At 73.0% G+C, this 22,955-nt stretch carries 22 protein-coding genes; 8 read left to right on the forward strand and 14 right to left on the reverse strand.

The annotated features are described in order from the left end of the window. Window positions 1-3 precede the first annotated feature (3 nt). A complete protein-coding gene (locus SD460_RS05155) occupies window positions 4-483 on the forward strand; it encodes a hypothetical protein (RefSeq protein WP_290056671.1) in 480 nt (159 codons plus the stop codon). Here SD460_RS05155 and SD460_RS05160 read toward each other — a convergent pair. From SD460_RS05160 to pheA, 3 genes are all read right to left on the reverse strand, one after another. Beyond that, the gene (locus SD460_RS05160) at window positions 480-1,124 is read right to left on the reverse strand and encodes a DUF4232 domain-containing protein (RefSeq protein WP_438860620.1); all 645 of its coding nucleotides are present in this window, start codon (window positions 1,122-1,124) and stop codon (window positions 480-482) included. The genes SD460_RS05155 and SD460_RS05160 overlap by 4 nt on opposite strands. A 123-nt stretch (window positions 1,125-1,247) precedes the next feature. Beyond that, window positions 1,248-1,865 carry a histidine phosphatase family protein gene (locus SD460_RS05165; RefSeq protein WP_290056670.1) on the reverse strand — a complete coding sequence of 206 codons (618 nt, stop codon included), beginning with the start codon at window positions 1,863-1,865 and terminating at the stop codon, window positions 1,248-1,250. Further along, the gene (gene pheA / locus SD460_RS05170; protein WP_290056669.1) at window positions 1,862-2,770 is read right to left on the reverse strand and encodes a prephenate dehydratase; all 909 of its coding nucleotides are present in this window, start codon (window positions 2,768-2,770) and stop codon (window positions 1,862-1,864) included. The genes SD460_RS05165 and pheA overlap by 4 nt, the downstream gene beginning before the upstream one ends. A gap of 99 nt (window positions 2,771-2,869) precedes the next feature. Between pheA and SD460_RS05175 the strand changes: the two genes are divergently transcribed. The 3 genes from SD460_RS05175 to SD460_RS05185 all read left to right on the forward strand — a co-directional run bounded on the left by SD460_RS05175 (window position 2,870) and on the right by SD460_RS05185 (window position 4,907). Continuing rightward, window positions 2,870-3,490, forward strand: coding sequence for a macro domain-containing protein (locus tag SD460_RS05175; RefSeq protein ID WP_290056684.1), 621 nt, complete (start codon window positions 2,870-2,872; stop codon window positions 3,488-3,490). 114 nt (window positions 3,491-3,604) lie between these two features. Beyond that, window positions 3,605-4,537: a type I pantothenate kinase gene (gene coaA, locus SD460_RS05180; RefSeq protein WP_247015940.1), complete on the forward strand. Its 933-nt coding sequence runs from the start codon at window positions 3,605-3,607 to the stop codon at window positions 4,535-4,537. Between the two features lie 217 nt (window positions 4,538-4,754). Continuing rightward, window positions 4,755-4,907 (forward strand): hypothetical protein, encoded by a 153-nt coding sequence (locus SD460_RS05185; protein WP_290056668.1) that lies wholly within the window; start codon window positions 4,755-4,757, stop codon window positions 4,905-4,907. 3 nt (window positions 4,908-4,910) lie between these two features. Here SD460_RS05185 and SD460_RS05190 read toward each other — a convergent pair whose 3' ends face one another. From SD460_RS05190 to SD460_RS05200, 3 genes are all read right to left on the reverse strand, one after another. After that, entirely contained in the window at window positions 4,911-6,419 is a 1,509-nt protein-coding gene (locus SD460_RS05190; protein ID WP_290056667.1) for a hypothetical protein, read from the reverse strand. 187 nt (window positions 6,420-6,606) lie between these two features. Continuing rightward, window positions 6,607-7,929, reverse strand: a complete 1,323-nt coding sequence (locus SD460_RS05195; RefSeq protein ID WP_354670621.1) for a DUF6880 family protein — start codon at window positions 7,927-7,929, stop codon at window positions 6,607-6,609. An 88-nt stretch (window positions 7,930-8,017) separates the two neighbouring features. Continuing rightward, the gene (locus SD460_RS05200) at window positions 8,018-8,938 is read right to left on the reverse strand and encodes a nitrate- and nitrite sensing domain-containing protein (RefSeq protein ID WP_290056666.1); all 921 of its coding nucleotides are present in this window, start codon (window positions 8,936-8,938) and stop codon (window positions 8,018-8,020) included. 134 nt (window positions 8,939-9,072) lie between these two features. On the opposite strand from SD460_RS05200, the gene SD460_RS05205 reads away from it, so the two are divergent. Next, a complete protein-coding gene (locus tag SD460_RS05205; protein ID WP_290056665.1) occupies window positions 9,073-9,390 on the forward strand; it encodes a nucleotide pyrophosphohydrolase in 318 nt (105 codons plus the stop codon). Here SD460_RS05205 and SD460_RS05210 read toward each other — a convergent pair. The 3 genes from SD460_RS05210 to SD460_RS05220 are packed head-to-tail and all read right to left on the reverse strand — an operon-like array spanning window position 9,387 to window position 11,672. Further along, the gene (locus tag SD460_RS05210; protein ID WP_290056664.1) at window positions 9,387-9,689 is read right to left on the reverse strand and encodes a DUF3024 domain-containing protein; all 303 of its coding nucleotides are present in this window, start codon (window positions 9,687-9,689) and stop codon (window positions 9,387-9,389) included. The two genes, SD460_RS05205 and SD460_RS05210, sit on opposite strands and share 4 nt — an antisense overlap. 23 nt (window positions 9,690-9,712) lie before the next feature. Next, complete coding sequence (locus tag SD460_RS05215; protein WP_290056663.1) at window positions 9,713-10,264, reverse strand: P-loop nucleotide/nucleoside kinase family protein; 552 nt, start codon at window positions 10,262-10,264, stop codon at window positions 9,713-9,715. A 10-nt stretch (window positions 10,265-10,274) separates the two neighbouring features. Next, complete coding sequence (locus SD460_RS05220; RefSeq protein WP_290056662.1) at window positions 10,275-11,672, reverse strand: 3'-5' exonuclease; 1,398 nt, start codon at window positions 11,670-11,672, stop codon at window positions 10,275-10,277. A gap of 191 nt (window positions 11,673-11,863) precedes the next feature. On the opposite strand from SD460_RS05220, the gene SD460_RS05225 reads away from it, so the two are divergent. Both SD460_RS05225 and SD460_RS05230 read left to right on the forward strand, forming a co-directional pair. Further along, window positions 11,864-12,661 (forward strand): excalibur calcium-binding domain-containing protein, encoded by a 798-nt coding sequence (locus SD460_RS05225; protein WP_318305958.1) that lies wholly within the window; start codon window positions 11,864-11,866, stop codon window positions 12,659-12,661. A 14-nt stretch (window positions 12,662-12,675) separates the two neighbouring features. Further along, entirely contained in the window at window positions 12,676-14,934 is a 2,259-nt protein-coding gene (locus SD460_RS05230; protein ID WP_290056659.1) for a helicase-associated domain-containing protein, read from the forward strand. Here the strand turns inward: SD460_RS05230 and SD460_RS05235 are convergent. Both SD460_RS05235 and SD460_RS05240 read right to left on the reverse strand, forming a co-directional pair. Beyond that, window positions 14,904-15,545, reverse strand: coding sequence for a class F sortase (locus tag SD460_RS05235; protein WP_318305959.1), 642 nt, complete (start codon window positions 15,543-15,545; stop codon window positions 14,904-14,906). The genes SD460_RS05230 and SD460_RS05235 overlap by 31 nt on opposite strands. Next, window positions 15,542-16,036: a calcium-binding protein gene (locus SD460_RS05240; protein ID WP_290056657.1), complete on the reverse strand. Its 495-nt coding sequence runs from the start codon at window positions 16,034-16,036 to the stop codon at window positions 15,542-15,544. The genes SD460_RS05235 and SD460_RS05240 overlap by 4 nt, the downstream gene beginning before the upstream one ends. A 283-nt stretch (window positions 16,037-16,319) precedes the next feature. Here SD460_RS05240 and SD460_RS05245 point away from each other — a divergent pair, with 283 nt between their 5' ends. Continuing rightward, a complete protein-coding gene (locus SD460_RS05245; RefSeq protein WP_318305960.1) occupies window positions 16,320-16,946 on the forward strand; it encodes a response regulator in 627 nt (208 codons plus the stop codon). A 208-nt stretch (window positions 16,947-17,154) separates the two neighbouring features. On the opposite strand, the gene SD460_RS05250 is transcribed toward SD460_RS05245, so the two are convergent. The 3 genes from SD460_RS05250 to cydB all read right to left on the reverse strand — a co-directional run bounded on the left by SD460_RS05250 (window position 17,155) and on the right by cydB (window position 22,927). Continuing rightward, on the reverse strand, window positions 17,155-18,216 hold the full coding sequence (locus SD460_RS05250) for a GAF domain-containing sensor histidine kinase (protein ID WP_318306542.1): 1,062 nt from the start codon (window positions 18,214-18,216) through the stop codon (window positions 17,155-17,157). Between the two features lie 485 nt (window positions 18,217-18,701). Continuing rightward, complete coding sequence (gene cydC / locus SD460_RS05255; protein ID WP_318305961.1) at window positions 18,702-21,923, reverse strand: thiol reductant ABC exporter subunit CydC; 3,222 nt, start codon at window positions 21,921-21,923, stop codon at window positions 18,702-18,704. Continuing rightward, window positions 21,920-22,927, reverse strand: coding sequence for a cytochrome d ubiquinol oxidase subunit II (gene cydB, locus SD460_RS05260; protein WP_318305962.1), 1,008 nt, complete (start codon window positions 22,925-22,927; stop codon window positions 21,920-21,922). The genes cydC and cydB overlap by 4 nt, the downstream gene beginning before the upstream one ends. Window positions 22,928-22,955: the final 28 nt, after the last annotated feature.

Genomic DNA, 22,955 nt, shown 5'->3' on the forward strand with positions numbered 1-22,955 from the left:
ACCATGCGCACCGTTGACCCGGGCACCGGCACCGACGCCGGCCCCGACTTCGACGAGTCACCGGCCGGGTCCGGCGAGCCCGCCGCACCGCAGCCGTCACGCCGGCTGCTGGTGCTCTGCGCGGTCGCCGGGTTCGTGCTGGGCGGCAGCGTGCTCGGACTGCTGTGGGGGCTGTCCGGGGTGCACGCCGGCGCGCTCGACGACGCCGTCGCGGCGTGCCAGGCGCTCGACCGGGTGGGCGAGCTGCCCGACACGAGCCGCGACGCGCAGCCGTCGCTGACGCCCGGCCTCAGCGCGGAACGGCTGCAGCGCATGACGGCGGCCCGCGCTCTTTCGTCGGCCGCGGCGCAGGTCAACGCCAACTACCAGCCGCTGGCCGACCACATCGACGGCGTCAGCCGGATGGTGCTCAGCCTGCACTTCAACGACATCTCCGGACAGCGGCACCTCGTCGAAGCGAAAGAGATCTGCGGCCGCATTTAGGCCGGGTGGACCGTCTTCACCGCGAGCTGGTTGCCGGGGATCTTCGTGCTGGCGCAGGCCGTGGTCTCGTCCGGCACGAAGTTCGACGCCGTCTCCTGCGGCAGGTAGATCCGCAGGCCCTTCACCGGCGTCGGCTGGCAGGTGCCGGAGTCGAAGTTCCGCACGTTGACGAACTGGATGTCGGCGACCGCGGTCTGACCCGGGTTGAGCTTGACGGCGTTGCCCTTGGTGCCTTCGCGGAAGGCGTCCTTGCCGACCTGGTGCCCGTCCGCCCCCGCCACGTAGGACACGCCGGGGAACCCCTGGATGGTGCACGGCTTCGCGCTGGAGTTGGTGATGAGCAGCGGCCGGTACACCGAGCCGGCGCCGGCGTCGCCCTGGCCGAGCGCGAGCTTGACGTCGCCGGCCTTGCAGAGCCCGTTGTCCGCGGGCGCGGCGGCGGGCGCCGAGGAAGCCGGCGTCGAGCTACTGGGGCTGGGCGTGGCCGTACTGGCGGTGGTGGAGGTCGGCGACGCCGAGGTCGACGGCGTCGAGCTGCTCGCCGCGGGCGTGGCCCCGCCGCCCCCGCAGGCGGACAACGCGAAAACGCCTGCCGAAGCCGCGACCACCGGGAACAACCGTGAAAGCTTCGTCCGAACCATGTCTATCGCCTCCCTGGTGTGGTGCTACTGGGTAGACGTACGGATCTCCGGCAGGTTGGTTCGCACCGTTAATTCCCCACCAAACGTTTCTTAAACGTGACGGGATCACACTTTAGTGGCGATTCAGAGCGGGGTGTCGACCCAGGTCAGGCAGTGCCACACCCCGTCCGGCCGGGCGTCCAGCTCGACGAGACCGGTGTTCGGGATCAGCGCCGCGTTGGCGACGTCGGCGTGGACGTTCGGCGCCAGCCACTCGCCGGTCAGCCGGATCGCACCGCCGTGGCTGACCAGCGCGACCACGCCGTCCGGGTCGGCCTGCTCGTGCTTGGCCCGCAGCGCGCCGACCGCGTCGAGCATCCGGGTGCGCACGCTGGTGCCGCTCTCGCCGCCGGGCAGCGACGGCGCCAGCTCGCCGAGCGTCCAGCGCCGGACCGTCTCCATGTAGACGCGGATCGACTCGCGGTCGGTCGCGCCCTCCAGGTCGCCCGCGACGACCTCGTGCACGCCGTCGACGACCTGCACGTCCAGGCCGAAGCGGGCGGCCAGCGGCGCCGCGGTCTGCTGGGCGCGGGTCGCCTGCGACGCGTAGACCGCGACCAGCGGCTCGCCCTCGAGCCGCACCGCGAGGTCGGCGGCCTGGCGACGGCCGAGCTCGGTCAGCGGCGGGCCGGGCAGGGCGGTGTCGAGCGCGCCGCGGACGTTCCCGTCGGTCTGCCCGTGGCGGATGAGCAGCAGCCTCACGCGAGCTTCCCCTTGCGGACCGCCTCGGCCCACACCGCCGCGTCCACGAAGTCGTCGTTGCCGGCGCCGTCCTCGATCGTGGAGCGGATGCCGTCGGCACGCGGGTGCGAGCCGAGGAACCGCAGGTTGCGGCAGTGCCGGCGCAACGCCGTCAGCGCGTCGAGGATCCGCGGCTCGGCCACGTGGCCCTCGAAGTCGATGAAGAAGCGGTACTCGCCGAAGTTGCTGCGCGTCGGCCGGGCGTCGAGCCGGGTCAGGTTGATCCCGCGGTCGGCCAGCGCGGTGAGCAGCTCGGCGAGCGTGCCGGTGCGGTTGACGGCCGCGGCGACCACCGACGTCCGGTCCGCACCCGTCGGCTCCGGCAGCGCGCCCGGCGGGCGGACCAGCAGGAACCGCGTCGCGGCGTCGCTGACGTCGGCGACCTCGGTGGCCAGCACGTCGAGGTCGTAGTGCTCGACCGCGACCGGGGCGCAGACCGCCGCGTCGAACTCGCCCTCCAGCACGCCGACCGCGGCGGCGGACGTCGACGACGACGCCACCGGGTGCGCGCCGGGGAGGTTCGTTTCGAGCCACTCGCGGACCTGGCCCAGCGCGTGCGGGTGGCTCGCGACGGTCTTGATCTCGCCGCCCCCGCGCCGGGTCAGCACGCTGAAGTGGATCGGCAGGATGGCTTCGGCGACGGCGACCAGCGGGGTCGACTCGCTGAGCGCGTCGAGCGTGGCGGGCACGACGCCTTCGACCGAGTTCTCGATCGGCACGCAGGCGGCGTCCGCCCCGCCGTCCCGGACGGTCGTCAGCGCCTGCCGGACGGTCTCGACCGGAATCAGTTCTTCGCCGGCGGCGAGCACCCGCGCGGCCTGTTCGGTGAAGGTCCCCCGGGGGCCGAAGTATGCGATCCGTGACACAGAAGCCAGGTTACGGGGGTCCGGGGTGGCGACTTTCACTCGGACAGCCGGTACGCGACCCGGTTACGCCGGGTGGCGTTTTTTGCGATGCTGGAACCCGTGACCGCCGACTCCGGCACGCACACCGGCCGCGGGGACGCACACCCGCCGGTCTCCTCTCGGACCCCCGAGCTGGTGCTGTGCGCCGTCGATGAACCACTCGCCACCGCGTGGACCGCCGCCGCCGAAAAGCTGGCGGGTCGGGTCCGGGTGTACCGCGGGTCGGTGCTGGACGTCGTCGCGCAGGCCGTGGTCAGCCCGGCCAACTCCTACGGCTGGATGCGCGGCGGCATCGACGCGGTCTACGCGCGGGCGTTCCCCGGTGTGGAGCAGCACGTCCGCAGCGCCGTCCTGGCCTTCCACGGCGGCGAGCTGCCGATCGGCGAGGCCGTGGTCGTGCCGACCGGCGAGGTCCAGCCGGCCTGGCTGATCAGCGCGCCGACCATGCGCGAGCCCGGCGAGCTGCTGCCCGCCGACACCGTCCACCCCTACCTCGCCGCCCGCGCGGTGTTCGTCCAGTGGCGCGACGGGCAGCTCGACCACGGGCCGGTGCGCGAGCACGTCGACACGATCGCGATGCCGGGCCTGGGCACCGGTGTCGGCGGCGTCAGCCCGGCGACGTGCGCCCGTCAGGTCGCGGCCGCGTGGGACGAGGTCTTCGGGAACCGTTACCCGCGGTAACCCCTGAAAGTCAGGGGGTGGACTACATCACAGCGCGTTCACCCGTCGTAAGCCCTACCGTTAATCACGCAGGTGAACGTGCGCCAGTGCAGGCGACGGCCGGAGGAGTGTGCGATGACCCGGGTCCGCGAACTCAGCCCGTATGTCGAGCTGCACCGGGAACAATGGAAAGAACTGCGGAGTTCGACGCCGCTGCCGCTGACCGCGGCCGAGTTGCTGCGGCTGCGCGGGCTCGGCGAGCAGGTCGACCTGGCCGAGGTCGCCGACGTCTACCTGCCACTCTCCCGCCTGATCAACCTGCAGGTCGCCGCGCGCCAGCGGCTCTACGAAGCGACCACGACGTTCCTCGGTGACGACTCCCGCGGCACGAAGGTCCCGTTCGTGATCGGCATCGCGGGCAGCGTGGCGGTCGGCAAGTCGACCACCGCCCGCATCCTGCGCACGCTGCTCGCCCGCTGGCCGGACCACCCCCGCGTCGACCTGGTCACCACCGACGGCTTCCTGTACCCGCGCGCCGAGCTGATGCGCCGCGGGATCATGCACCGCAAGGGCTTCCCGGAGAGCTACGACCGGCGCGCGCTGCTGCGGTTCGTCACCGACGTCAAGTCCGGGGCCGAGCGCGTCGCCGCGCCGGTGTACTCGCACCTGGCCTACGACATCCTGCCCGGCCAGGAGCAGGTCGTGCAGCAGCCGGACATCCTCATCGTCGAAGGCCTGAACGTGCTGCAGCCGGGGCCGCGGCTGATGGTGTCCGACCTGTTCGACTTCTCGATCTACGTCGACGCGCACACCGGCGACATCGAGCGCTGGTACATCGAGCGGTTCCTGGAGCTGCGGCACACGGCGTTCGCGGACCCGGCGTCGCACTTCCACCACTTCGCCGGCCTGCCGGACGACGAGGCCCGCGCCGAGGCGAAGCACCTGTGGCGCTCGATCAACGAGCCGAACCTGATGGAGAACATCAAGCCGACCCGCCCGCGGGCGACGCTGGTGCTGCGCAAGGACTGCGATCACGCGATCAACCGCGTCCGCCTGCGCAAGCTCTGACCCCCCTCGTGAGTGGTAAGTCGGGTTAGAACCCGACTTACCACTCACGAGCTCTGTCACCCACACGCGCACCATCCCCACGCTGAGCCCCCGAACACCGGCCGATCGGCCGAGCGGGGGCACCGAGGCCTAACCGGTTGGCCGATACCGGACGCCCGTTCGGAAAGCGACCCTGAAGAAGTCAGGAAAACCGCTCTGAGCTGGGGAGGAGGCCACGATGTTTTCGATGATCCTCACCTGGGTCGGTGCGTTGCTCGGTCTGGTCTTGCTGATCGCGATGGCCGCCGGAACGTTCGTCGTGGACTTCGACGACCGGCTGCAGGAGCGCCGCAGCAAGAAGCCCGCCGAACCGGCGGGCCCCCTGCCGTAGCCCTCAGAGCTCCGCCAGCGCCTCGAGGTAGGCGTCGGCGTCGTATTCGAGGCTTTCGCCGTCGACCAAACTGCCTTCCAGCGCGTCGATCAGCTGCTCGAAGATCTCGTCGCGGTCGAGCTCGCCTTCCTGCAGGCGCTCGACGGCCGGCCAGACCTCGGCGGGCTCGTCGTCCCACAGCTGGTCGACGATGGTCGCGCGCAGGATCAGCCGCTGCTCTTCCTCGTCCTCGTCGGCTTCGGCGATGACGAGCGCCCGGCGCTGCTCGGGGTCGGTGGGGTCGAGGTCGACCTCTTCGTCGTCGATCTCCGTGGTCAGCGACGGCACGGCGAACATCCGGCGCTCGAGCGCGTCGGCCAGTTCGCTCGGCGACAGGTCGCCGACGCCGCTGAAGTAGCGCTCCAGCGGGGAGTCGTCCTCGTCGGCGTACTCGCTGAGGTAGTCGGCGACGGCCTCGTCGAGAGCGGCGACGGCGGTCTCGGTCAGCCCGGCCCGCTCCCCCGACCACTGCACCCAGGCCAGCACGACCGGCTCGACGGCTTCCTCGTGGTCCGCGTCGAGTTCGTACTCCTCGCCGAGCAGGCCCTCGAGGAACCGCGCCACCTTCTCCGGGCCGACGCGCAGCGGGTTCGCCGGGTCGGTGCGCAGGCCGTGCTCCAGCAGCAGGCGGCCGATCGCGCGGGCGGCGTCGGCGTCCTCCCCGCTCGCCGCGACGAACTGCTCGACGACCGCGGCCCGCTCGGGTTCGGACCAGGCGGCCACCTCGGCCACCAGCGCGGGTTCCGGCAGCGCGCGGCACCAGGTCAGCGCGACCGCGTGGAAGCGGGCGTAGTCCTCGCTGACGTCGGCGTCTTCGAGGTGGTCGGTGGCGGCGAGGCCGTCCGCGATCAGGCGGTGCGCCTCGGCGGGCTCGACCGCTTCGAAGACGACCAGCTCCGGGTCCGCTTCGGCCTGCTCGCGCATTTCGCCGAGGACGTCGGCGGGCTGGTCGATCACGACGAGGTCCCGCACCCGGCCGCCCTCGGTGAAGTCGAGGAGCGCGAGCAGGCCGTACGCCTGGTCGCCGTGGGAGAAGACGCAGAGCAGGGACGACTCGTCGCCGTAGACGTCACCGGTCCGCCAGCACTCGCCGGCCGTGACCCGGCCGAGGTCGGCGGCCCAGGACGGCACGGGGATGCCCCGGCCGAGGACGACCTGCAGCCCGTCTCCGGCGGCCTTGCGCTCGACGTCAGTCTCGGCGACGACCTCCAGCGCGGCCAGCAGCGCGGCGGCACCCGGGGTGATCTTGCGTTGCGCGAAGCCGATCAGCTCCAGGCCGAGCGACTCTTCGCCGTCCTCGACGGGCACGCCGTGGAACTGGCCGAGCACCTCGGAGGCGAGCAGCTCGACGTCGACCGGCGCGGGCTCGGCACCCAGCGCCGAGAAGTCGTTCAGGACGTCCTTGAACAAGCCGGTCACGCTGTGGGTGACGGGCTGCGGCTGCCTCTTGCGGGCACGACTGACCGGGCTCATACGACCATGTTTTCACCTACCCGCGAGCCGGTCGCGGTGGCCCTGGCGCGGGTCCCGGTCGCGTGCCCGGCGGGGAGGCGCCGAGCGGGGGCGACGGGACAGGGCCACCGCGACGTCGCTGGCCAGGGCGTCGCCACCTCGGCAGGCTCGCGGTGTCCCGGTGCACGTGCACACCGGTTCATTCCGGTCAACGAGGTGCGCGCGGCGAGGTTACGGCTTTGGGCAGCGCGATTCGCGCGGTCCGGATTTCCGTGATCAGCCGGGTTTTCCGGCGGTGGGTTTCCACCAGCGCGGCGAGGTAAGCGGTGAATTCGTCCGCCGTTTCGGCGCGCTTGTGCAAGCCGCGCAACAACTTCAGCCGGCGGGCGGCTTCCTGGTACGCCTGCGGGTCCTTGCGCTCGATGAGCTCGTCGACGTGCTCGCGGAACACCGGGATGGTCTCGGCCGGGTGCTCGGCCGCGCGCAGCTCGGCCAGTTCGAGCTTGAGTTCCGGCGACGCCTCGAACCGGACGCAGGCGCGCCAGGCTTCGTCGGGACGGCCGTCGTCGAGCAGGACGCGGACGAGCTCGTCGGCCCCGCCGTCCGCGGCGAGTTCGCGCAGGCGCGCCAGCGCGTCCCGGCGCTGCGCCGTCCACTTGCCCGCGGCCTGCGCGGCTTCGCGCAGCGCGGCGAACGTCTCGCGGTCCGGCCGGGCGTCGAACTCCTTGCGGCGGCGGGAAGTCTCGTCCTCCGGTTCGGGTTGCGGCGGCGGCTGCTTGTCGTGGGTGAGCGCACGGGCGGCGTGGGCGATGGCTTCGCTGTGGCGTCCCGCGGCCCGCAGCACCCGGACGATCTTGAGGCTGACGTCGACGCGCGGCGGCTTGGCGGACAGGATCGCGACCAGCTCGTCGACGTCGCCGAGCACTTCGGCCAGCTGTTCGCGCAGCCGTTCGGCCACTTCCCGGCGGTGGCCAGCGACGTTCGCCGCGAGCACGTCGTCCACCGCGGTCTTGATCAGCTTGAGCCCGCGTTCGCCCAGCGCGGTCGCGAAGTCGGCGAGGTCGATCACCGGCCAGCCGGGGCCGTCGAACTCGACCTCGACGATCCAAGCGGCCAGCTTCTCGGGGTCCGGCGGCCGGGCGGCGCACGCGCGGGCGTAGAGCTCGACGGCCCGGTCCAGCCGCTCGCCGAGGTCACCGGTGTGGTCGCCGGCCTGCTCCAGGACTTCGCTGATGTCGTCGACCGTGCGCCGGGCCAGCGGCGCCAGGTCGGCGCGGCTGCCGGCGTCGAGCATCCGCTGCAGCGTGTCCAGCACCGCGCCGATCTTCGCGGTGTATTCGACGTTCCCGTCGGTCACCGCGGTGTCGAGCAAGCGGTGCGCCTCGCTGACGTCACCGGATTGGGTGGCCGCGCGCAGCTCGAGGGAATGCCGCAACTCAGGGTCACGCTCGGCTTGCGCGTGCAGCAGGTCCGCCAGCGTCTCCGCGTCCAAAGTGCGCAGGTAGGGGCGGAGATCCGGGAGGGGACTCACGCGCACCAGTCTGCCCGACCCCGGCAAGCTGGCGTGTGGGCCAACCGCGTGCTCTTTTCGGAGTAGTAGGTGACTCTCGGTGAGGCCTTCATGGGCGGCGCAAGTCGTCGAGCACGGCTTTCAGCGGCCACGGCTCGGGCGTCTTCGGCCGTCGTGACCGTGCGTGTCGGGGGCGCGGGATGGCCGAGCGGACGGTCGGAACCATGATCGGGACGACCGGCACCGGCACCCGCGCCACGAGCCGCCGCACGACGATCAGCAAGAGCACCGCGCTGAGCAGCAGCGCGGTCCCCGCGGCGAGCGCGCCGGCGAGCGTCCGGCGGCCGTCGTCGAGCGTGAGCTGCACGGCGTACTGGCTCTGCTGCGTGTAGAGGCGGCCGAGCTGCTCGGAAACGGTGTAGGCGGCGCTGCGCCACGTGGACTCGGGCACGGGCAGCGGTTCGGCGGCGGTGAACGCGTCCTCGGCGGCGGCCAGCCTGCTCCAGTCGGCGCTGCGGGTGAGCGATTCGTACACCGTCCGGCCACTGTCCGTGAGCTGCGGCGCCACCCGCGTCAGCCCGGCCCGGTAAGCAGCGACGGCGGAAGCGTACGGCCGCCGAGTGACGCCGTCGAGCCCCGCCAGCGCGAGGGAATCGGAGCGGTCCATGCCCTCGGCGACGGAAAGCAGTTCGACGGCGGTCGTCTGCTGGTAGGCCGACTCGGCGTCCGGCGCGCGGCGGACGTAGTCGCGCAGCCCGGCGATGGCGGTGTCGATCCGCTGGGTGTAACTCGCGTACGCGGACGTCCGGAGGTCAGGCGCGGCCATCGCGGCGCTCCGCTGCGCCTGCAGCGCGACCACGGACCGGGCCGTCCGGTCGGCCGCCGACGCCGTCTCCAGCGCGAGGTCGCGCGTGTGAACCGCTTGCTGGACAAGGAAAGCCGTGATGACGATCGCCACCACGACGAGAGCACTGCCGGGGATGAGCGCGATGCCCAGCATGCGGCCGCGGACGGATCGCAGGTACTTCAAGACGTTCCCTTCCCAGCCTTGGGCCCCGCAAGCATCCCCGACGAAGTGCAACCTATTGAGTGAGAGATTCACCGGTCAACGACAATCCGCCATACGGCTGTTAGCGCACCGTGACGGCCGGGCACAATCGCCGCGTGACCTTCGACGACGTGACCCAGCGCCTGCGCGACTTCGCGGCGGCCCGAGCCTGGGAGCCGTTCCACACCCCGAAGAACCTCGTCATGGCGCTCTCCGGCGAGGTGGGCGAACTGACCTCGCTGTTCCAGTGGCTGACGCCGTCGGAGTCCGACGCGTGGCGCGAAGACGCCGAGCTGGAGGCGAAGGTGCTCGACGAGATCGCGGACGTCACGCTGTACCTGCTGCAGCTGGCGGACCGCCTCGGCGTCGACCTGGCGGCCGCGGCGCACGCGAAGATCGACCGCAACGAGGTCCGCTTCCCGCCACCCGCCTAGTTCCGCTCGCAGCGCCGTTCGATCTCGGCCAGCAACGGCGGCGGCGTACTGGCGACGGGCGCCTCCGGGTGCGCCAGCCACCGCCCGTTCCGGTCGGCCCAGAACACCGACCAGATCCCGAAGTCGTCGACGCGCAGCTGCGCGATCTTCTGCTCGCTCCCACCCCGCAGCTCGAAGATGGTGACGGCCCGCCCCCGCGTCCGGCACTCGACGCGCAGCTGGTCCCGCAGGTGTTCGGGCACGCGCCGGGCACACCAGCGCTCGATCTGCCGCAGCGCGAATTCCGGGATGCCCGCCATGCCGACCAGTGAACCGGACCGCCTCACCGCTCGCGCAGGTGGGCGACAACGGCGTCGTAGGTCTCCTCGGCCGCCCGCCCGTCAGTGGCGACGACAACACACCCGGGCCGCTGCGGCAGGTAGGCGGTGAGCTGGTCGTGGATCCGCTCGACCATGGCGGCGCCACCCCGCGAGTTCACGACGTGGTCGACCCCCGCGGTCGCGGCATCCCCGTTGGCCGCCCGTGCGGCGAACCGCTGCCCGGCCACGGGCTTCTCGGCGGTGAGCAGGATTTCCCGGTACTCGGCCCCGCACTCCACGGCAACGCGTTCGAAGGCCTCGACGTCGACAACGCGGGTGGCGAGCTGCGGCATGACGACGTCGTGCCCGCTCCGCAGGTGCGCCTCCGCCATGGCCAGGGTGAGCAGCTGGGCGGCGCGGAAGGTTTCGAAGAAGGTTTCCCGCCAGCCCCCGATGAGGCAGACCACCCGATCGGTGTCGAGGTTCAGCACACCGGGATGCCGCTCGACGTAAGCCTGCGCGATCGTGGACTTCCCGATCCCGGAAGGCCCGTTCAAGTGGATCAGTCTCGGCACCACCCCGACCCTAGCGCGGCGCGGGTTCGGCGAGCCACCAGCCGCCGACCAGGGCACCGACCCCGAGAACGGCGACGAAGATGCCTGCGGCCAGCGGGGTTCCGCCGAACATCGCCAGTACGACGATGACCATCAGCAACAGCCCGGCACCCATCAGGATCCGCCCGCCGACGAGCTTCGGCGTCCGGCTTGCGGCGACCGGCCGGGCGGCCGCCGGTCGGGCAGGCGGGGGCTCGAAGCCGAGGGCCACCGGGGCCGAGCGGACGTCGAGCACGACCGCACCCAGCTCGGCGGCCCTGGCCAGGCGCGGCTCGTTCGCGGGCACGCTCGGGTCGGCCACGAGGTGGGTGACGCTCGCGGTCAGCTTCTTGGCCAGCTGCACACCTTCCGCCAGCACGCGGGCGCGCAGCTGGTCGGCCGCCGCCGTGCTGCCGAGGACGAGCACGCGGGCCGGTTTGCCGCCCGCGGCCGGCTGGAGGTCGCCGGCGGCTCCGACACCGAGCGCGGTCGCCACCTGCCGCAGCTCGCGGGCTTCCGCGGTGGTCACCACGCCGTCCCGTTCCGCGACTTCACGCAGAGCGGCCACGAACCGTTCGTGCGTCGAGCGCACGCGATCGGCGGGCCAGCCGGCCTCGGCCGCCAGCCCGGCCAGCGCCGAAACCTCGTCCGGCGACAGGTGCCGGTCGGCGACCACGCCGGCGAGCAGGTCCAGGTAGGCGTCGCCGCCCTCGCCGATCGCCACGCGCTCGACGGCTTCGGCCATCCACCCCGGTTCGGCGACCGGGACGTCGGCGCGCGGCCGCAGCGGGCCGACCGCGAACTGCGGCAGGGCGGGCAGGACCGGCGGCGTGGCGAAGGTGAAGCCGTGGCGGCCGAAGAGGCTGACGGCGAGCTGCGCGACGGTGCGCGCCCCCGACAACGCCGTCGCCCCCGGCCTGGCCGAGATCCCGAAGGCGGGCGCCACGGTGGCGAGCCGGTGGTTGGGCAGCCGGACCGCGGTCCGCGCGGCGGCCAGCGTGTCCACGCCGGGCAGCACCGGCACGCGGGCGCCGAGCCGGTCGGCCTCGTGGCTCAGGAAAGCCGTGACGAACGGCAGGTCGTGCGCCACGACGACGCTGCCGCGGCACAGGTTCAGCAGCGATCCCAACGCGGCACCGAACGCCGGTGCGCCGTCGAGTTCGGCGCGCGTGATGCCGTGCAGGAGGACCGGACCGGGCGGCACGCCGGGCCCGGGGTCGACCAGGGTCGACAGCTCACCGGCGACCGAGCCGTCGGGGCGGACCCGGACCGCGGCCAGCTCGACGACGTGCCCCGGCCGCAGCCCGGTCGTGCGGATGTCCAGCGCGGTGAAGTCGGTGCCCTGCGCGGGATGGCCGCCGGCGCCGAGCAGCGGGAGGGATTCGATCACGCCAGCTGGTCGTTTTCCCGGCCGGCGTTGTGACAGCTTTTCGGCGTGGGCGCATGGTTCGTGACGAGATCGTGACGGCAACAATCCATCCGATAACGACTGGTGGTCGATCACGGGCTCGCCCGTAACAACGGCGGCAGGTTTCCCGAGTACACCCTCGGCACCCCGAGTCGAAGAACAGGGAATCCCCGATGAAGCGTTTTCCTAACTGGCTGAAGATCGTCTTGGCCGCCTTCGGCGTCCTGTTCGTGCTCGGCGCGATCTTCGGCGAAGCGCCGGCGCCGAAGCCCGTCGTCGCGGCGGCTCCGGCGTCGCCCACACCGCCGCCGACCAGCACGACTTCGACGCCGTCGCCGACCCCGGCCGCCGTCACCTACACCGTCGGCACGGTGACCGACGGCGCCACCGTCGTCGTCAACGGCAGCGACGGCACCACGAAAACGGTGCACGTGCTCGGCGTCGTCGCCCCGCTCGTCACCACCGGCTGCTACGCGACGGAATCGCTGGGCTGGGCCGTCACGACGCTTTCCGGCAAAGCCGTGACACTCGGCGCGGAAACCGCGCAAGGCGTCGCCGTGACCCTCGCCGACGGCCGGGATTACGCGGCTCTCGCGATCCAGCTGGGTTATCTGAAGTACGCGTCGAACGCGACGCTGCCCGCGCTCGCGGCCGCCGAAACCGCCGCGAAGCAGGCCACCACCGGGTTGTGGGGTGCGCCGTGCCACGGCACCATCGACGCCCCGGCGCCGGCGCCCACCACGGTCGTCCAGCCGGTCGCCCCGCCCGCGCCGACGACCAAGGCGGCCCCGAAGCCGCCGCCGGTCGTCCGGACGACCGAGGAAGCGCCGGCCCCGGAACCGGACCACAGCGCCTACTACGCGAACTGCTCCGCCGCGAAGGCCGCGGGCGCCGCTCCGCTGTACCGGGGCGAACCCGGTTACCGGTCCGCGCTCGACCGCGACGGCGACGGCGTCGCCTGCGAACGGTGATCTAACCTGGTCCGATGACCACCGCCGAGGAATTGCTCGGCAGGCTCGCGGGCCTGGACCGGGACGCGCTGGCGAAGGTGCTGGCCCACCGCCCGGACGTGCTGGCGGAGCCGTGGCCGCGGCGGCTCGATGTCGTGGCCGCGCGGCTCGCGGCGCCCGAATCCGTCGACGAAGTCCTGCTCGGGTTGCCGATGCCGTTGGCGCAGGTGCTGCGCGCCGTCCAGCTGTGCGACGCGCTGAGGCAAGGGCCGGTGCCACTCGACGACGTCGCCGAGCTGCTCGGCGGGGCCGACGTGCGGTCCTTTGTGGACGAACTCGCCGAGCGGGCCCTGCTGTGGCGTGACGACGACCGGATCTTCCTGCTGGAAGTGCTGCAGCGGAACAGCTTCCGCGCCGAAGGTCTCGGTCAGCCCGTCACGGACCTGCTCGCGGAGCTCACCACGACCCAGCGGGCGCAGCTGGCCCGCAACCTCGGGGTGGCGCCGAAGGAGCTCGTCCGGCACTTCCGCGACGGCGAGCGCCTCCGCGAACTGTTCGCCACCGCGCCCGAGCGGACGCGCAAGGTGTTGCGGGACATGGCCGACGGCGTCCCCGAGGTCGACGGCATGCCGCCGCTGGGCTGGGCGCTCGACCACGGCTTCCTGTTCGGCACCTACTACGGCGGTACCGCCATGCCGATCGAAGTCTCGCTCGCCCTGCGTGGTCCGGACCACCGGCTGCCATTCACGCCCGTGGAGCCGGCGTGCGCCGTCACGCACGTCGGGGTCGAGGCGGGCGAGGCGACTTCGTCGGCTGCCGCGCTGCGGTTGCTGGACCGGGTTTCGGCGATCCTCGACCTCGCCGCCGCGGAACCGTTGCCGCTGCTCAAGGACGGCACGATCGGGTCCCGGCTGGTCAAGAAGGTCGCCAAGGACACCGGCGCGACGCCGTCGGAGATCGAGCTGGCCATCGACCTCGCCGCGCAGGCGGGCCTGCTGATCGCCGACGAGCCGCCGGTGCCTCGCCGCGGCCACAAGGCGCCGCCGCCCACGCTCGCGCCGGATCCGGACCTGGCCCGGCCCGCGCCGGCGCTGCTGTACCGCCTGCTGCTGACGACCTGGTGGAACCCGGTTCCGCCGGAGCACGGGACGGACGTCGACGTGTTCGTCCGGCGGCTGCTCGTGCGGCTGCTGGCGCGGCTCGAGCCCGGCACGGCGATCACCGGCGAGCTGACCCGCCTCGTCGAGTGGCACGCGCCGCTGCTGCCGGCCGACGACCTTACCGAATACGTCGAGACCGCGGTCGCCGAGGGCGAACTGCTCGGCGTCTTCGCGCACGGCGCGGTCACCGCCGCCGGGCGCGCGCTGCTTTCGGACGGCGAGCTCGTCGAGGTCACCGACGAGCTCGTCTCCCGCGCGCGGACGACGGCGTTGTTCGGCACCGACCTGACGGCGATCGTCGCCGGTTCGCCCGACGCCCGGCTGGCCGCGCTGCTCGACCGCGCCGCCGACCGGGAAGCCCAGGGCACCGCGACGAGCTGGCGGTTCTCCCCCGCGTCCGTCCGGCGCGCGTACGACCAAGGTGTGACGGCCGACGAACTGCTCGGCGACCTCGGCGCGATCGCCGCGGGCGAGCTGCCGCAACCGCTGGTGTACCTGGTCAACGACGTCGCGCGGCGGCACGGTGAGGCGCAGGTGATCGACGTCGCGAGCGTCGTCGTCGGCGAACCCGCCGTGCTGGCCGAACTCGCCGCGCACCGCAAGCTCGCCAAGCTCGGTCTGCGGGCCGTGGCGCCGACCGTGCTGACGTCCACTGTGGACGCGGCAGGAACGCTCGAAGCGTTGCGGGAGGCCGGTTACGCGCCGACCCGCCACGCCGCCGACGGCACCATCGTGCTGCCCGCCCGTGACCAGCCCGAACCGAAGGCCGTCCTCCGCGACGCCGGACCCGACGAGCTCGCGCCCGATCCCGCCGACCACGCCGCACGGCTGCTGGCGGCGCCGTCGAGCGGCCCGGCCCTGCTGCGCGGCCAGCTCGCCCGCGCGATGAGCGACCGGTACGCGGGCCGGCTCACGCCGAAGCAGCAGCAACTCTGCTGGCAGCTCGAAGCCGGGATCCCGGTGGACGTCGTGTACCGCGCGGACGGCGCCGAGCCCGCGCGGCTGGTGATCGCGTACCCCGAACTCGACGGCGACGTCCTCGACGTCTGGTCGCTCGGTGACCGCGCGTACCGGCGGCTCGAGTTGGCGCGGATCGACCTGGCTCAGACTTCGACCGCGCTCAGCCGGGCGTAGACGACGACGTTGTCGAGGTAGTTCCCGCTCGCCCGGTCGAACTCCCCGCCGCAGGTGATGAGCCGCAGCTCGGGATCGGCCGTGTCGCCGTACACCTGGTCGGTCGGGAACTCGGCCTTCGCGTAGCGGTCGACGCGGTAGACGGTGAAGACCGCGATCCGGCCGTCGGCCCGGCCGACCCTGGCCTGTTCGCCGGGGTGCAGCTCCTTGAGCCGGGAAAACGCGCCGGGCACGTGCTTGTAGTCGACGTGCGCGGCCAGCACCGCCGGGCCGACCTCGCCGGGCGACGGCGCGCCGGTGAACCAGCCGACCGTCGTGGCGTCGGGCGGGACCTCGAGCGCGCCGTCCGCGGTCAGCCCGAGGTCCTCGATCCCGTCGGCCCGGACGCCGATCGCCGGGATGCTCAGTGACGCCGGTTTCGCGGACGGAAGGCCACCGGTGGTCGCTGCCGCGGTGCCCGGGGCGCCCGAGGTGCTCGGGGCGGCCGGGCTCGGCGGGGCGATCGGGTCCGGCGTCCGCGGTGAGAGGACGAGGACGAGGGCCACGGCCACGACCACGCCGAGCGCGGCGGCGACCGCCGTGACCGCCGGCCACAGGCGCGGGTGCCTCAACTCGGGCGCCGACGCAGGTAGAGCACCATGCCGCCGGACGCCGCCGCGGCGACGAGCGCGCCGCTGAGCAGCAGGACGCCGGGGACTTCGGCGTCGGGTTCGCCGCCGCCGGTGGCCACGCCGCCGACCGGCTTGACCTTGACCTGGTGGCCCGTGGCGGGCTTCTTGGTGGTGGTCTTCGGCGCCGGCTGGGTCCGGGTCGTCGTGGTTGACCGCTCGGACGTCGGCGCCGGGGCGGTGGTGCCCTCCCGCGGCCGGGGCGGCAGCGATTCGCAGGCCTTGCCGTCCTTGTCGTCCCCGTCCAATCCGTTGGGGTCGGACGGGTCCTGGTCGTAAACGGCCTGGGCGTCTTCCTGGTACTTGAAGTCGCTGCAGTCCAGGTCACCGGCGAGTGGCGTCGCGAGCTGCGCGGATGCGAAGGGAACGGGGCCGAGGAGGGCGAGCCCGGCGACGGCGACGGACGTCGTCAGGGCACGTCGGAACAAGGACAACGGAAGTCCTTTCAGCGGGAAACGGGGCGATTGCGTGGTAAGTATCGCGACCTCGGCGAGGCTGTTACGGACCTTTCGGGAATTGCCGGAATGCCAGTGATCCACCACTGCGCGGAATTTCCGTGATTCTTTCCCGTTTCCCCGCCGACCTGCGGATTTTCGCACCGGAAATGCGTACCGGGCGGAATGTTACGGCCACGGCGGTCACACGTTTGACGTAATTCACGTGTGACGGCGCCGACCGGTCGTCACCCGGCGGTCCGCAACCCCGTAACCTCGGGGTATGCCGATCCAGGTGCTGCTCGTCGACGACCACGAACTGGTCCGCCGCGGGCTCCGCGACCTCCTCGGCGACGAGCCCGACATCGAGGTCGTCGCCGAGGCGAGCAGCGTCGAAGAAGCACTGGCGGTGGCGATGCACGTCGAGCCGGAGGTCGCGGTGGTCGACGTGCGCCTCGGCGACGGCGACGGCATCACGCTCTGCCGCGAACTGCGGTCGAAGCCGAACCCGCCGGCGTGCCTGATGCTCACGGCGTTCGACGACGAAGAGGCGATGGTCGGCGCGATCATGGCCGGTGCGGCCGGGTACCTGCTGAAGCAGGTGCGCGGGCAGGACGTCGTGCACGCGGTGCGCGAGGTCGCGGCCGGGCGTTCGCTGCTCGACCCGGTGAGCACCGCGCGGGTGCTGGACAAGATGCGGCACCCGCCGACGGACGAGCTGGCGACGCTGACCGAGCGCGAACGCGACGTGCTCGAGCTGATCGGCCAGGGCCTGTCCAACCGCGAGATCGCCGAGCGGCTGTTCCTCGCGGAGAAGACCGTCAAGAACTACGTCACTTCGGTGCTCGCGAAGCTCGGCATGCAGCGCCGCACGCAGGCCGCCGCCTGGATCGCGCGGCGCGAAAAGTAACGCCTCGCGACCACCGCGTCCGCAATCCGCCGTTCGCTGCCACCTTTTCAAGCCCTTGTCACGGTCCGCCACACCGATCTGGCGTTTCGCCGAACAAGATTCACTCGAACGTGAGTCGAATGTGTGTTCGATGAGCCGGTACGATCATTTCGAGGGCGTGGAAGGGAGGCTGGATGACCCGAGAAGGTTGAGTCCGCAGGAGAACCGGTCAGTCAAGTGGGAGGTCGAACGCGACGAGCGTGCCGAGACTGGGCGAGGAGTTCAGGAAGAACTTCCCGCCCGCGGCGTCCGCGCGTTCGGCGAGATGACGCAGACCGCGGGTGGCGACGCCCTGGGGAACACCGGAACCGTTGTCCCGGACACGGAGTTTGACACCGTCGGAGTCCCTGGTCAGCGTCACGCGGGTTTCGCTGGCGCCGGAGTGTCTGACCACATTGGACAGTGCTTCGCGCAGAGCGGCCCGGATGTGGTCGGCGTGTTCCGCGGGGATGTCGGCGAATTCGCCGGACAGCTCCAGCGTCGGTGGGTAGCCGAGCAGCTCGCCGGCGATGCGGACCTCGCCGCGCGCCGACTCGGCGAGGTCGGTGGGCGTGCCGGTGTCGTGGCGAGGCTCCGGTGACCGCAGCGCGCGCACGGTGCCGCGGATTTCCTCGATGGTCTGGTCGAGCTGGTCGATCGCGTCGGAGAGGCGAGCCCCGTCGGCTTGGGCGAACCGCTTGCGCATGTTGCGCCGGACCCGGTCCAGCTGCATGCCGGCGCCGTAGAGCCGTTGGACGATGACGTCGTGGAGCTCGCGGGCGATGCGCTCCCGCTCTTCGTAGAGGGCGACGCGGTGGCGTGCGTTGGCTCCCTCGGCGAGCGCGAGCACGACCCCGGCCTGCGCGGCGAAGGCGACGAGCATCTCGACGGTGCCCGCGGAGAAGGGCTCACGACCCTGCTTGCGGTAGACGGTCAGCGCGCCCAGCACCCGGCCCCCGGACCCGAACGGCGCCGCGGCGAACGGCCCGTAACCGTGGAGTTCGGCGGGGACGTACGGCGCGGTGCGCGGATCGACGGTGAAGTCTGCGCTGGCCACGGGTTCCCCGCCCCGGGCGACGTGCCCGGCCGCGGAATCGGCGGGCAGCGCGAGACCTCGCAGGGACTCCCCAGCCGACGCGGCACCGGAGTCCGCGACTGGTCCGGCGCTGGCGTCCGCGGCCGTGCTGGCACCGGGGTTCGCGAGCGGGCCAGCACTGGAGCCCGCGACCGGTCCGGGGCTGGCGTCCCCCACTGCCCTCGCGCCGGAGCCCGCGACTGGTCCGACGCTGGCGTCGGCGACCGTGTTGGCACCGGGGTTCGCGAGCGGGCCAGCACTGGAGCCCGCGACCGGTCCAGGGCTGGCGTCCGCGACTGGTTCGGCGCTGGCGTCCGCGGCGGCAGCGGGCTGGTCGGCTGACTCAGCGGCACTCACCTTCGACGCCGGTTCACCGGCACTTGATGGCCCGCGGCCACCGGCGTTCGGAAGCGCTGCCGGGTGGGCGGTCGCGTAGTGCGCGGCCTCCACCACCACGCGGCCGTCGTCGGCGCTCACCATTGCGAGGCCCAGGTCGGCGTCGGCGAGTTCGGCGGCGCGTGCGACGACCGTGTCGAGCACCGCGCCCGGGTCGTCGCCGGACAGGGCGGTGCTCGTGATCTCGGTGGCGGCGGACAGTGCCCGCGCGGCAAGCGTCGGATCCATGAGTTCCGTCATTATCGCGCGGTGCGGTGGTGGCGCGATCACGGCACCGGTACTCGGGTCACGACCCGGCCGTCGCGGACTTCGAGGACGACGTCCGCGTCGGCGGCCTCGTCGGCTCGGTGGGTCACGTGCAGCACCGTGCGGCCGGCCAGGGCTTCGCGCAGGTGGGCGCGCACGGCCTGGGCGGTCGGCTCGTCGAGGTGCGCGGTCGGTTCGTCCAGCAGGACTAGCCCCGCCGTCGGTGCGCCGAGCAGGGCGCGCGCCAGTGCGACTCGCTGGGCCTGTCCACCCGACAGTCCGGTGCCGCCGCTGCCGAGCAGGGTGGCCGGGTCGACGTCGTCGAGGGCGGCTTGGTGGAGCGCTCGGCGGAGGTCGTCCTCGGTCGCCGTGGGGCGGGCGAGGCGGAGGTTCTCGCCGACCGTCGTGGCCGCGAGCATCGGCTCCTGCGGGGCCCACGCGACCTCGTCCGGGACGGCGACCACGCCGGCCCGCGGCGCGAGGAAGCCGAGCAGGGCGGCGACGAGCGTCGACTTGCCGGCGCCGCTCGGTCCGACCACGGCGGCGTACGTGCCCGGCTGAAGGTGCACGTCGACGTCGTGGAGGACGACCGGGCCGTCCGGCCAGCCGAGGTCCGCTCCGCGCAGCTCGACGCCCGCTTCGGGGTGTGCGGGCCGGGCCGGCTCGGGCGGTGCGTCCGCGAGACGGCGGCGGGCGCGCTGCAGCGTGTCCCAGTGCTGCGCCACCGGCGGCAGCAGCGCGAGGACCTCCGCCAGCGCGAGCGGAACCAACGCCAGGACGGGCGCCAGGACCGGGTCGAGCCCGCCGGACGTGACCGCCGAGGCGGCCAGCGCCGTGCTGACGACCGCGGCCGTGCCGCAGGCCAGCGTGACCAGTGCTTCCGCCGCGCCCGCGCCGAAAGCTTGGCGGCGGGCCTGCGCGGCCAGTCGGGTGTCGGCGTCCGCCAGGGCACGGCGGTGGTCGCGGGCGGTGCCGAAGGCGAGGAGTTCGGCCGCCGCTTCGAACAGGGTCAGGACTCGCGAAGCGACGTCGCGGCGGCCGGTCGCCAGGGCCGACGTCGCCCGGCGCTCGGTGCGCAGCGCGACCCACGGCGCGCACAGCCCGATGGCCACCGCCGCGGCGAGGGTCAGGCCGGCCGCGGGGAGGACCCACGTCTGGACGGCGATCGCGCCGGCCGCGACCAGCGTCACCACCAGCGGGGGCGACACCACCCTCGGCAGGAGGTCGCGCACCGTGTCGACGTCGGCGACCAGGCGGCGCTGCCCCTCGCCCGCACGCAGGCCGCGCGCGGGGCCGAGGCGGACCAGGGAAGTCCAGAGCCGTACGCGCAAGCGGCCGGCGATGCGGAACGCGGCGTCGTGCGTGACCAGGCGCTCGACGTACCGCAGCCCGGCGCGGCCCAGGCCGAACGCGCGGACGCCGACGACCGCCACGGTCAGCGTCAGGATCGGTGGCTGCTGCGACGCCTTGGCGATGAGCCAGCCCGACGTCGCGGTCAGCGCCACCCCGGCCAGCAGCGCCACCGCGCCGAGCACCGCGCCGGCGAACATGCGGCCGTCGAGGAGGGCGCGCCAGCCCAGCGGCGTGGCCGAGGAGTCCGTTGTGGACACTTCGGCAGCCGGGGCGATATCAGCAGCCAGGTCGACGGCGGCCGTGCGCTCGTGGGCCGCGATGACGGCCGCGGCGCCGTTGTCGACTGCTCGCTGGACCGCGTCGAGGACCAGGCGGGCGGTGGCTTCGTCGAGGTGGGCCGTCGGCTCGTCGAGCAGCAGCAGCCAGGCGCCGCCCTGGACCCGCACCAGGGCGCGGGCGACGGCGACGCGCTGGCGCTGGCCCAGCGACAGCTTCGCGACCGGGCGGTCCGCGAGCCCGGTCAGGCCGAGTTCGTCCAGCAGGGCGTCGGAACCGACTTCCTCGCGGACCGTGCCGCCGGCGAACACCGGCGACTGCGGCACCCACGCGACCTGTTCGCGCCAGCGCTCGAGGTCGGCGTCGGCGAGGTCCACGCCGCCGGCCGTGATGGTGCCGTCGTGCGCCGGGACGAAGCCGAGCAGGGCCGAGAGGGTCGTCGACTTGCCGCCGCCGCTCGGGGCGCGGAGCCAGACCGTCTCGCCCGGGCGGACCGAGAACGTCTCGCCGTCCGGGGCGAAGCCGCCGCGCCGGGCCACCCGGAGCGAAGACACCCGGAGCTCGCCGCGGGCGGGGACCTCAGTGCCGGCCGCGGGAGCCGGGGTGGCCAGCAGGTCGGCGACGCGCCGGACCGCTTCGACGCCGTCCTCGCTGGCGTGGAACGCGGCGCCGACCGCGCGCAGCGGCTGGTAGCACTCCGGCGCGAGGATCAGCACGCCGAGCCCGATGGCCAGCGGCAGGTGGCCGCCGGCGAGCCGGACGCCGATGACGACCGCGACCAGCGCCACCGACAGCGTCGCGGCGAGCTCGAGGACGAACGCCGAGGAGAAGGCGACCTTCAACGTCTTGAGCGTCGCGCGGCGGTGGCGTTCGGACAGCCGCCGGACGGTCTCGCCCTGGGCCGCGGCACGGCGGAACGCGGTCAGCACCGGGAGCACGCGCACGAGTTCGAGGAGCAGCTCCGACATCCGGTGCGTCGCGTCGGTCGCGCCGGCGACGCGGCCGGCCGTGTACTTGCCGACGAGGATCGCGAACATCGGGAGCAGCGGCACGGTCAGCGCGATGAGCACGCCGGACGGCCAGTCGGCGAACAGGATCGCCGCGCCGGCGCCGAGCGGGACGACGGCCGCCGTCACCAGGGCGGGCAGGTATTCGCGGAAGTAGGCGTCGAGCGCGTCGAGGCCGCGGGTGGTGAGCGCGGTCAGCTCGCCGTGGCCGCGGTGGGCGATCCACTCGGGGCCGAGGCGCAGCGCGTGGTCGACGGCCCGGGCCCGCAGCTCGCGTTGCGCGGTCGCGGCGGCGCGGGCCGAGACCGTGCGCACCGCCCAGCCGGTCAGCGCGCGCGTCGCGACGAGCGCGAGCAGCGCGGCCAGCTGGGCGGTGCGTCCCCCGACGCCCGCTCCGACGATCGCCGCGAGGACGTCGGCGAGCAGGAACGCCTGTGCCACCAGCGCGGCGGCGTGGAGGAACGAGAGGAACCCCACCAGGGCCAGCGCCCGGCGCACGGCCGGCACGAGGGCCGGCAATGCGCCGAGCGGGCCCTTTCCCGGCCGCACCGAGTCCACTGTGGACTCCGAGGCGAGAAGAGGAGCGCGTCCGGGAAGTTCGGTCATGGCGCGTGAACCGCCGGAATGTGCTGGACACCGATGCGCTTGCGGAACACCCAATAAGTCCAGCCCTGGTAGATCAGCACGGCCGGGGCGCCGAAGACGGCGACCCAGGTCATCACGGTCAGCGTGTACGGGCTCGACGCGGCATCCTCGATGGTGAGCGTGTTGGCGGCGTCGAGGGTCGAGGGCAGCACGTTCGGGAAGAGCGAACCGAACATGACCACGGCGGCCCCGGCGATGACGACGCCGAGCGCGGCGAACGCCTGGCCGTCGCGGTCGGCGCGCAGCCGGAACCAGGCCACGACCGCGGCGACGGCGGCGATGCCGAACGCGAGCAGCGTCCACAGCGTGCCTTCACGCCACTGGACGACCGTCAGGAACGCGACGATCGGCACCATCGCGGGCGGCAGCAGGCGGAGCGCCAGCTTGCGGGCGCGTTCCCGCAGGTCGCCGCTGGTCTTGAGGGCGAGGAACGCGGCGCCGTGCGTGATCGAGAAGGCGGCGATGGCGACCGCGCCGAGCAGGGTGTCCCAGCGGAGGGCCGCGAACGCCGAGCCGACGCGGTTGCCGTCGGCGTCGAGGGGCAGGCCGAGGACGGTGGTCGAGAGGACGAGCCCGACGCCGAGCGGCGGGATCCACGAGCCGACCATGATGACGCGGTCCCAGGTGCGGCGCCAGCGGTCGGAGTCGACCTTGCCGCGGTACTCGAACGCGACGCCACGGCCGATGAGGGCGAGCAGCAGGAGCAGGAGCGGCAGGTAGGCGGCCGAGAACAGGCTGGCGTACCAGCCGGGGAAGGCCGCGAACATCGCGCCGCCGGCGACGATGAGCCAGACCTCGTTGCCGTCCCAGACCGGTCCGATGGTGTTGACCATGACCCGGCGTTCGGTGTTGTCGCGGGCGAGGACCGGCATCAGCATGCCGACGCCGAAGTCGAAGCCTTCGAGGAACAGGTAGCCGAGCCAGAAGAAGGCGATGACGACGAACCAGACGATTTCGAGGGTCATCGGGTCACTCCTCCCACTCCGTCGCCGT

The sequence above is a fragment of the Amycolatopsis solani genome (genome assembly GCF_033441515.1).
Classification (GTDB): Bacteria; Actinomycetota; Actinomycetes; order Mycobacteriales; family Pseudonocardiaceae; genus Amycolatopsis; species Amycolatopsis solani.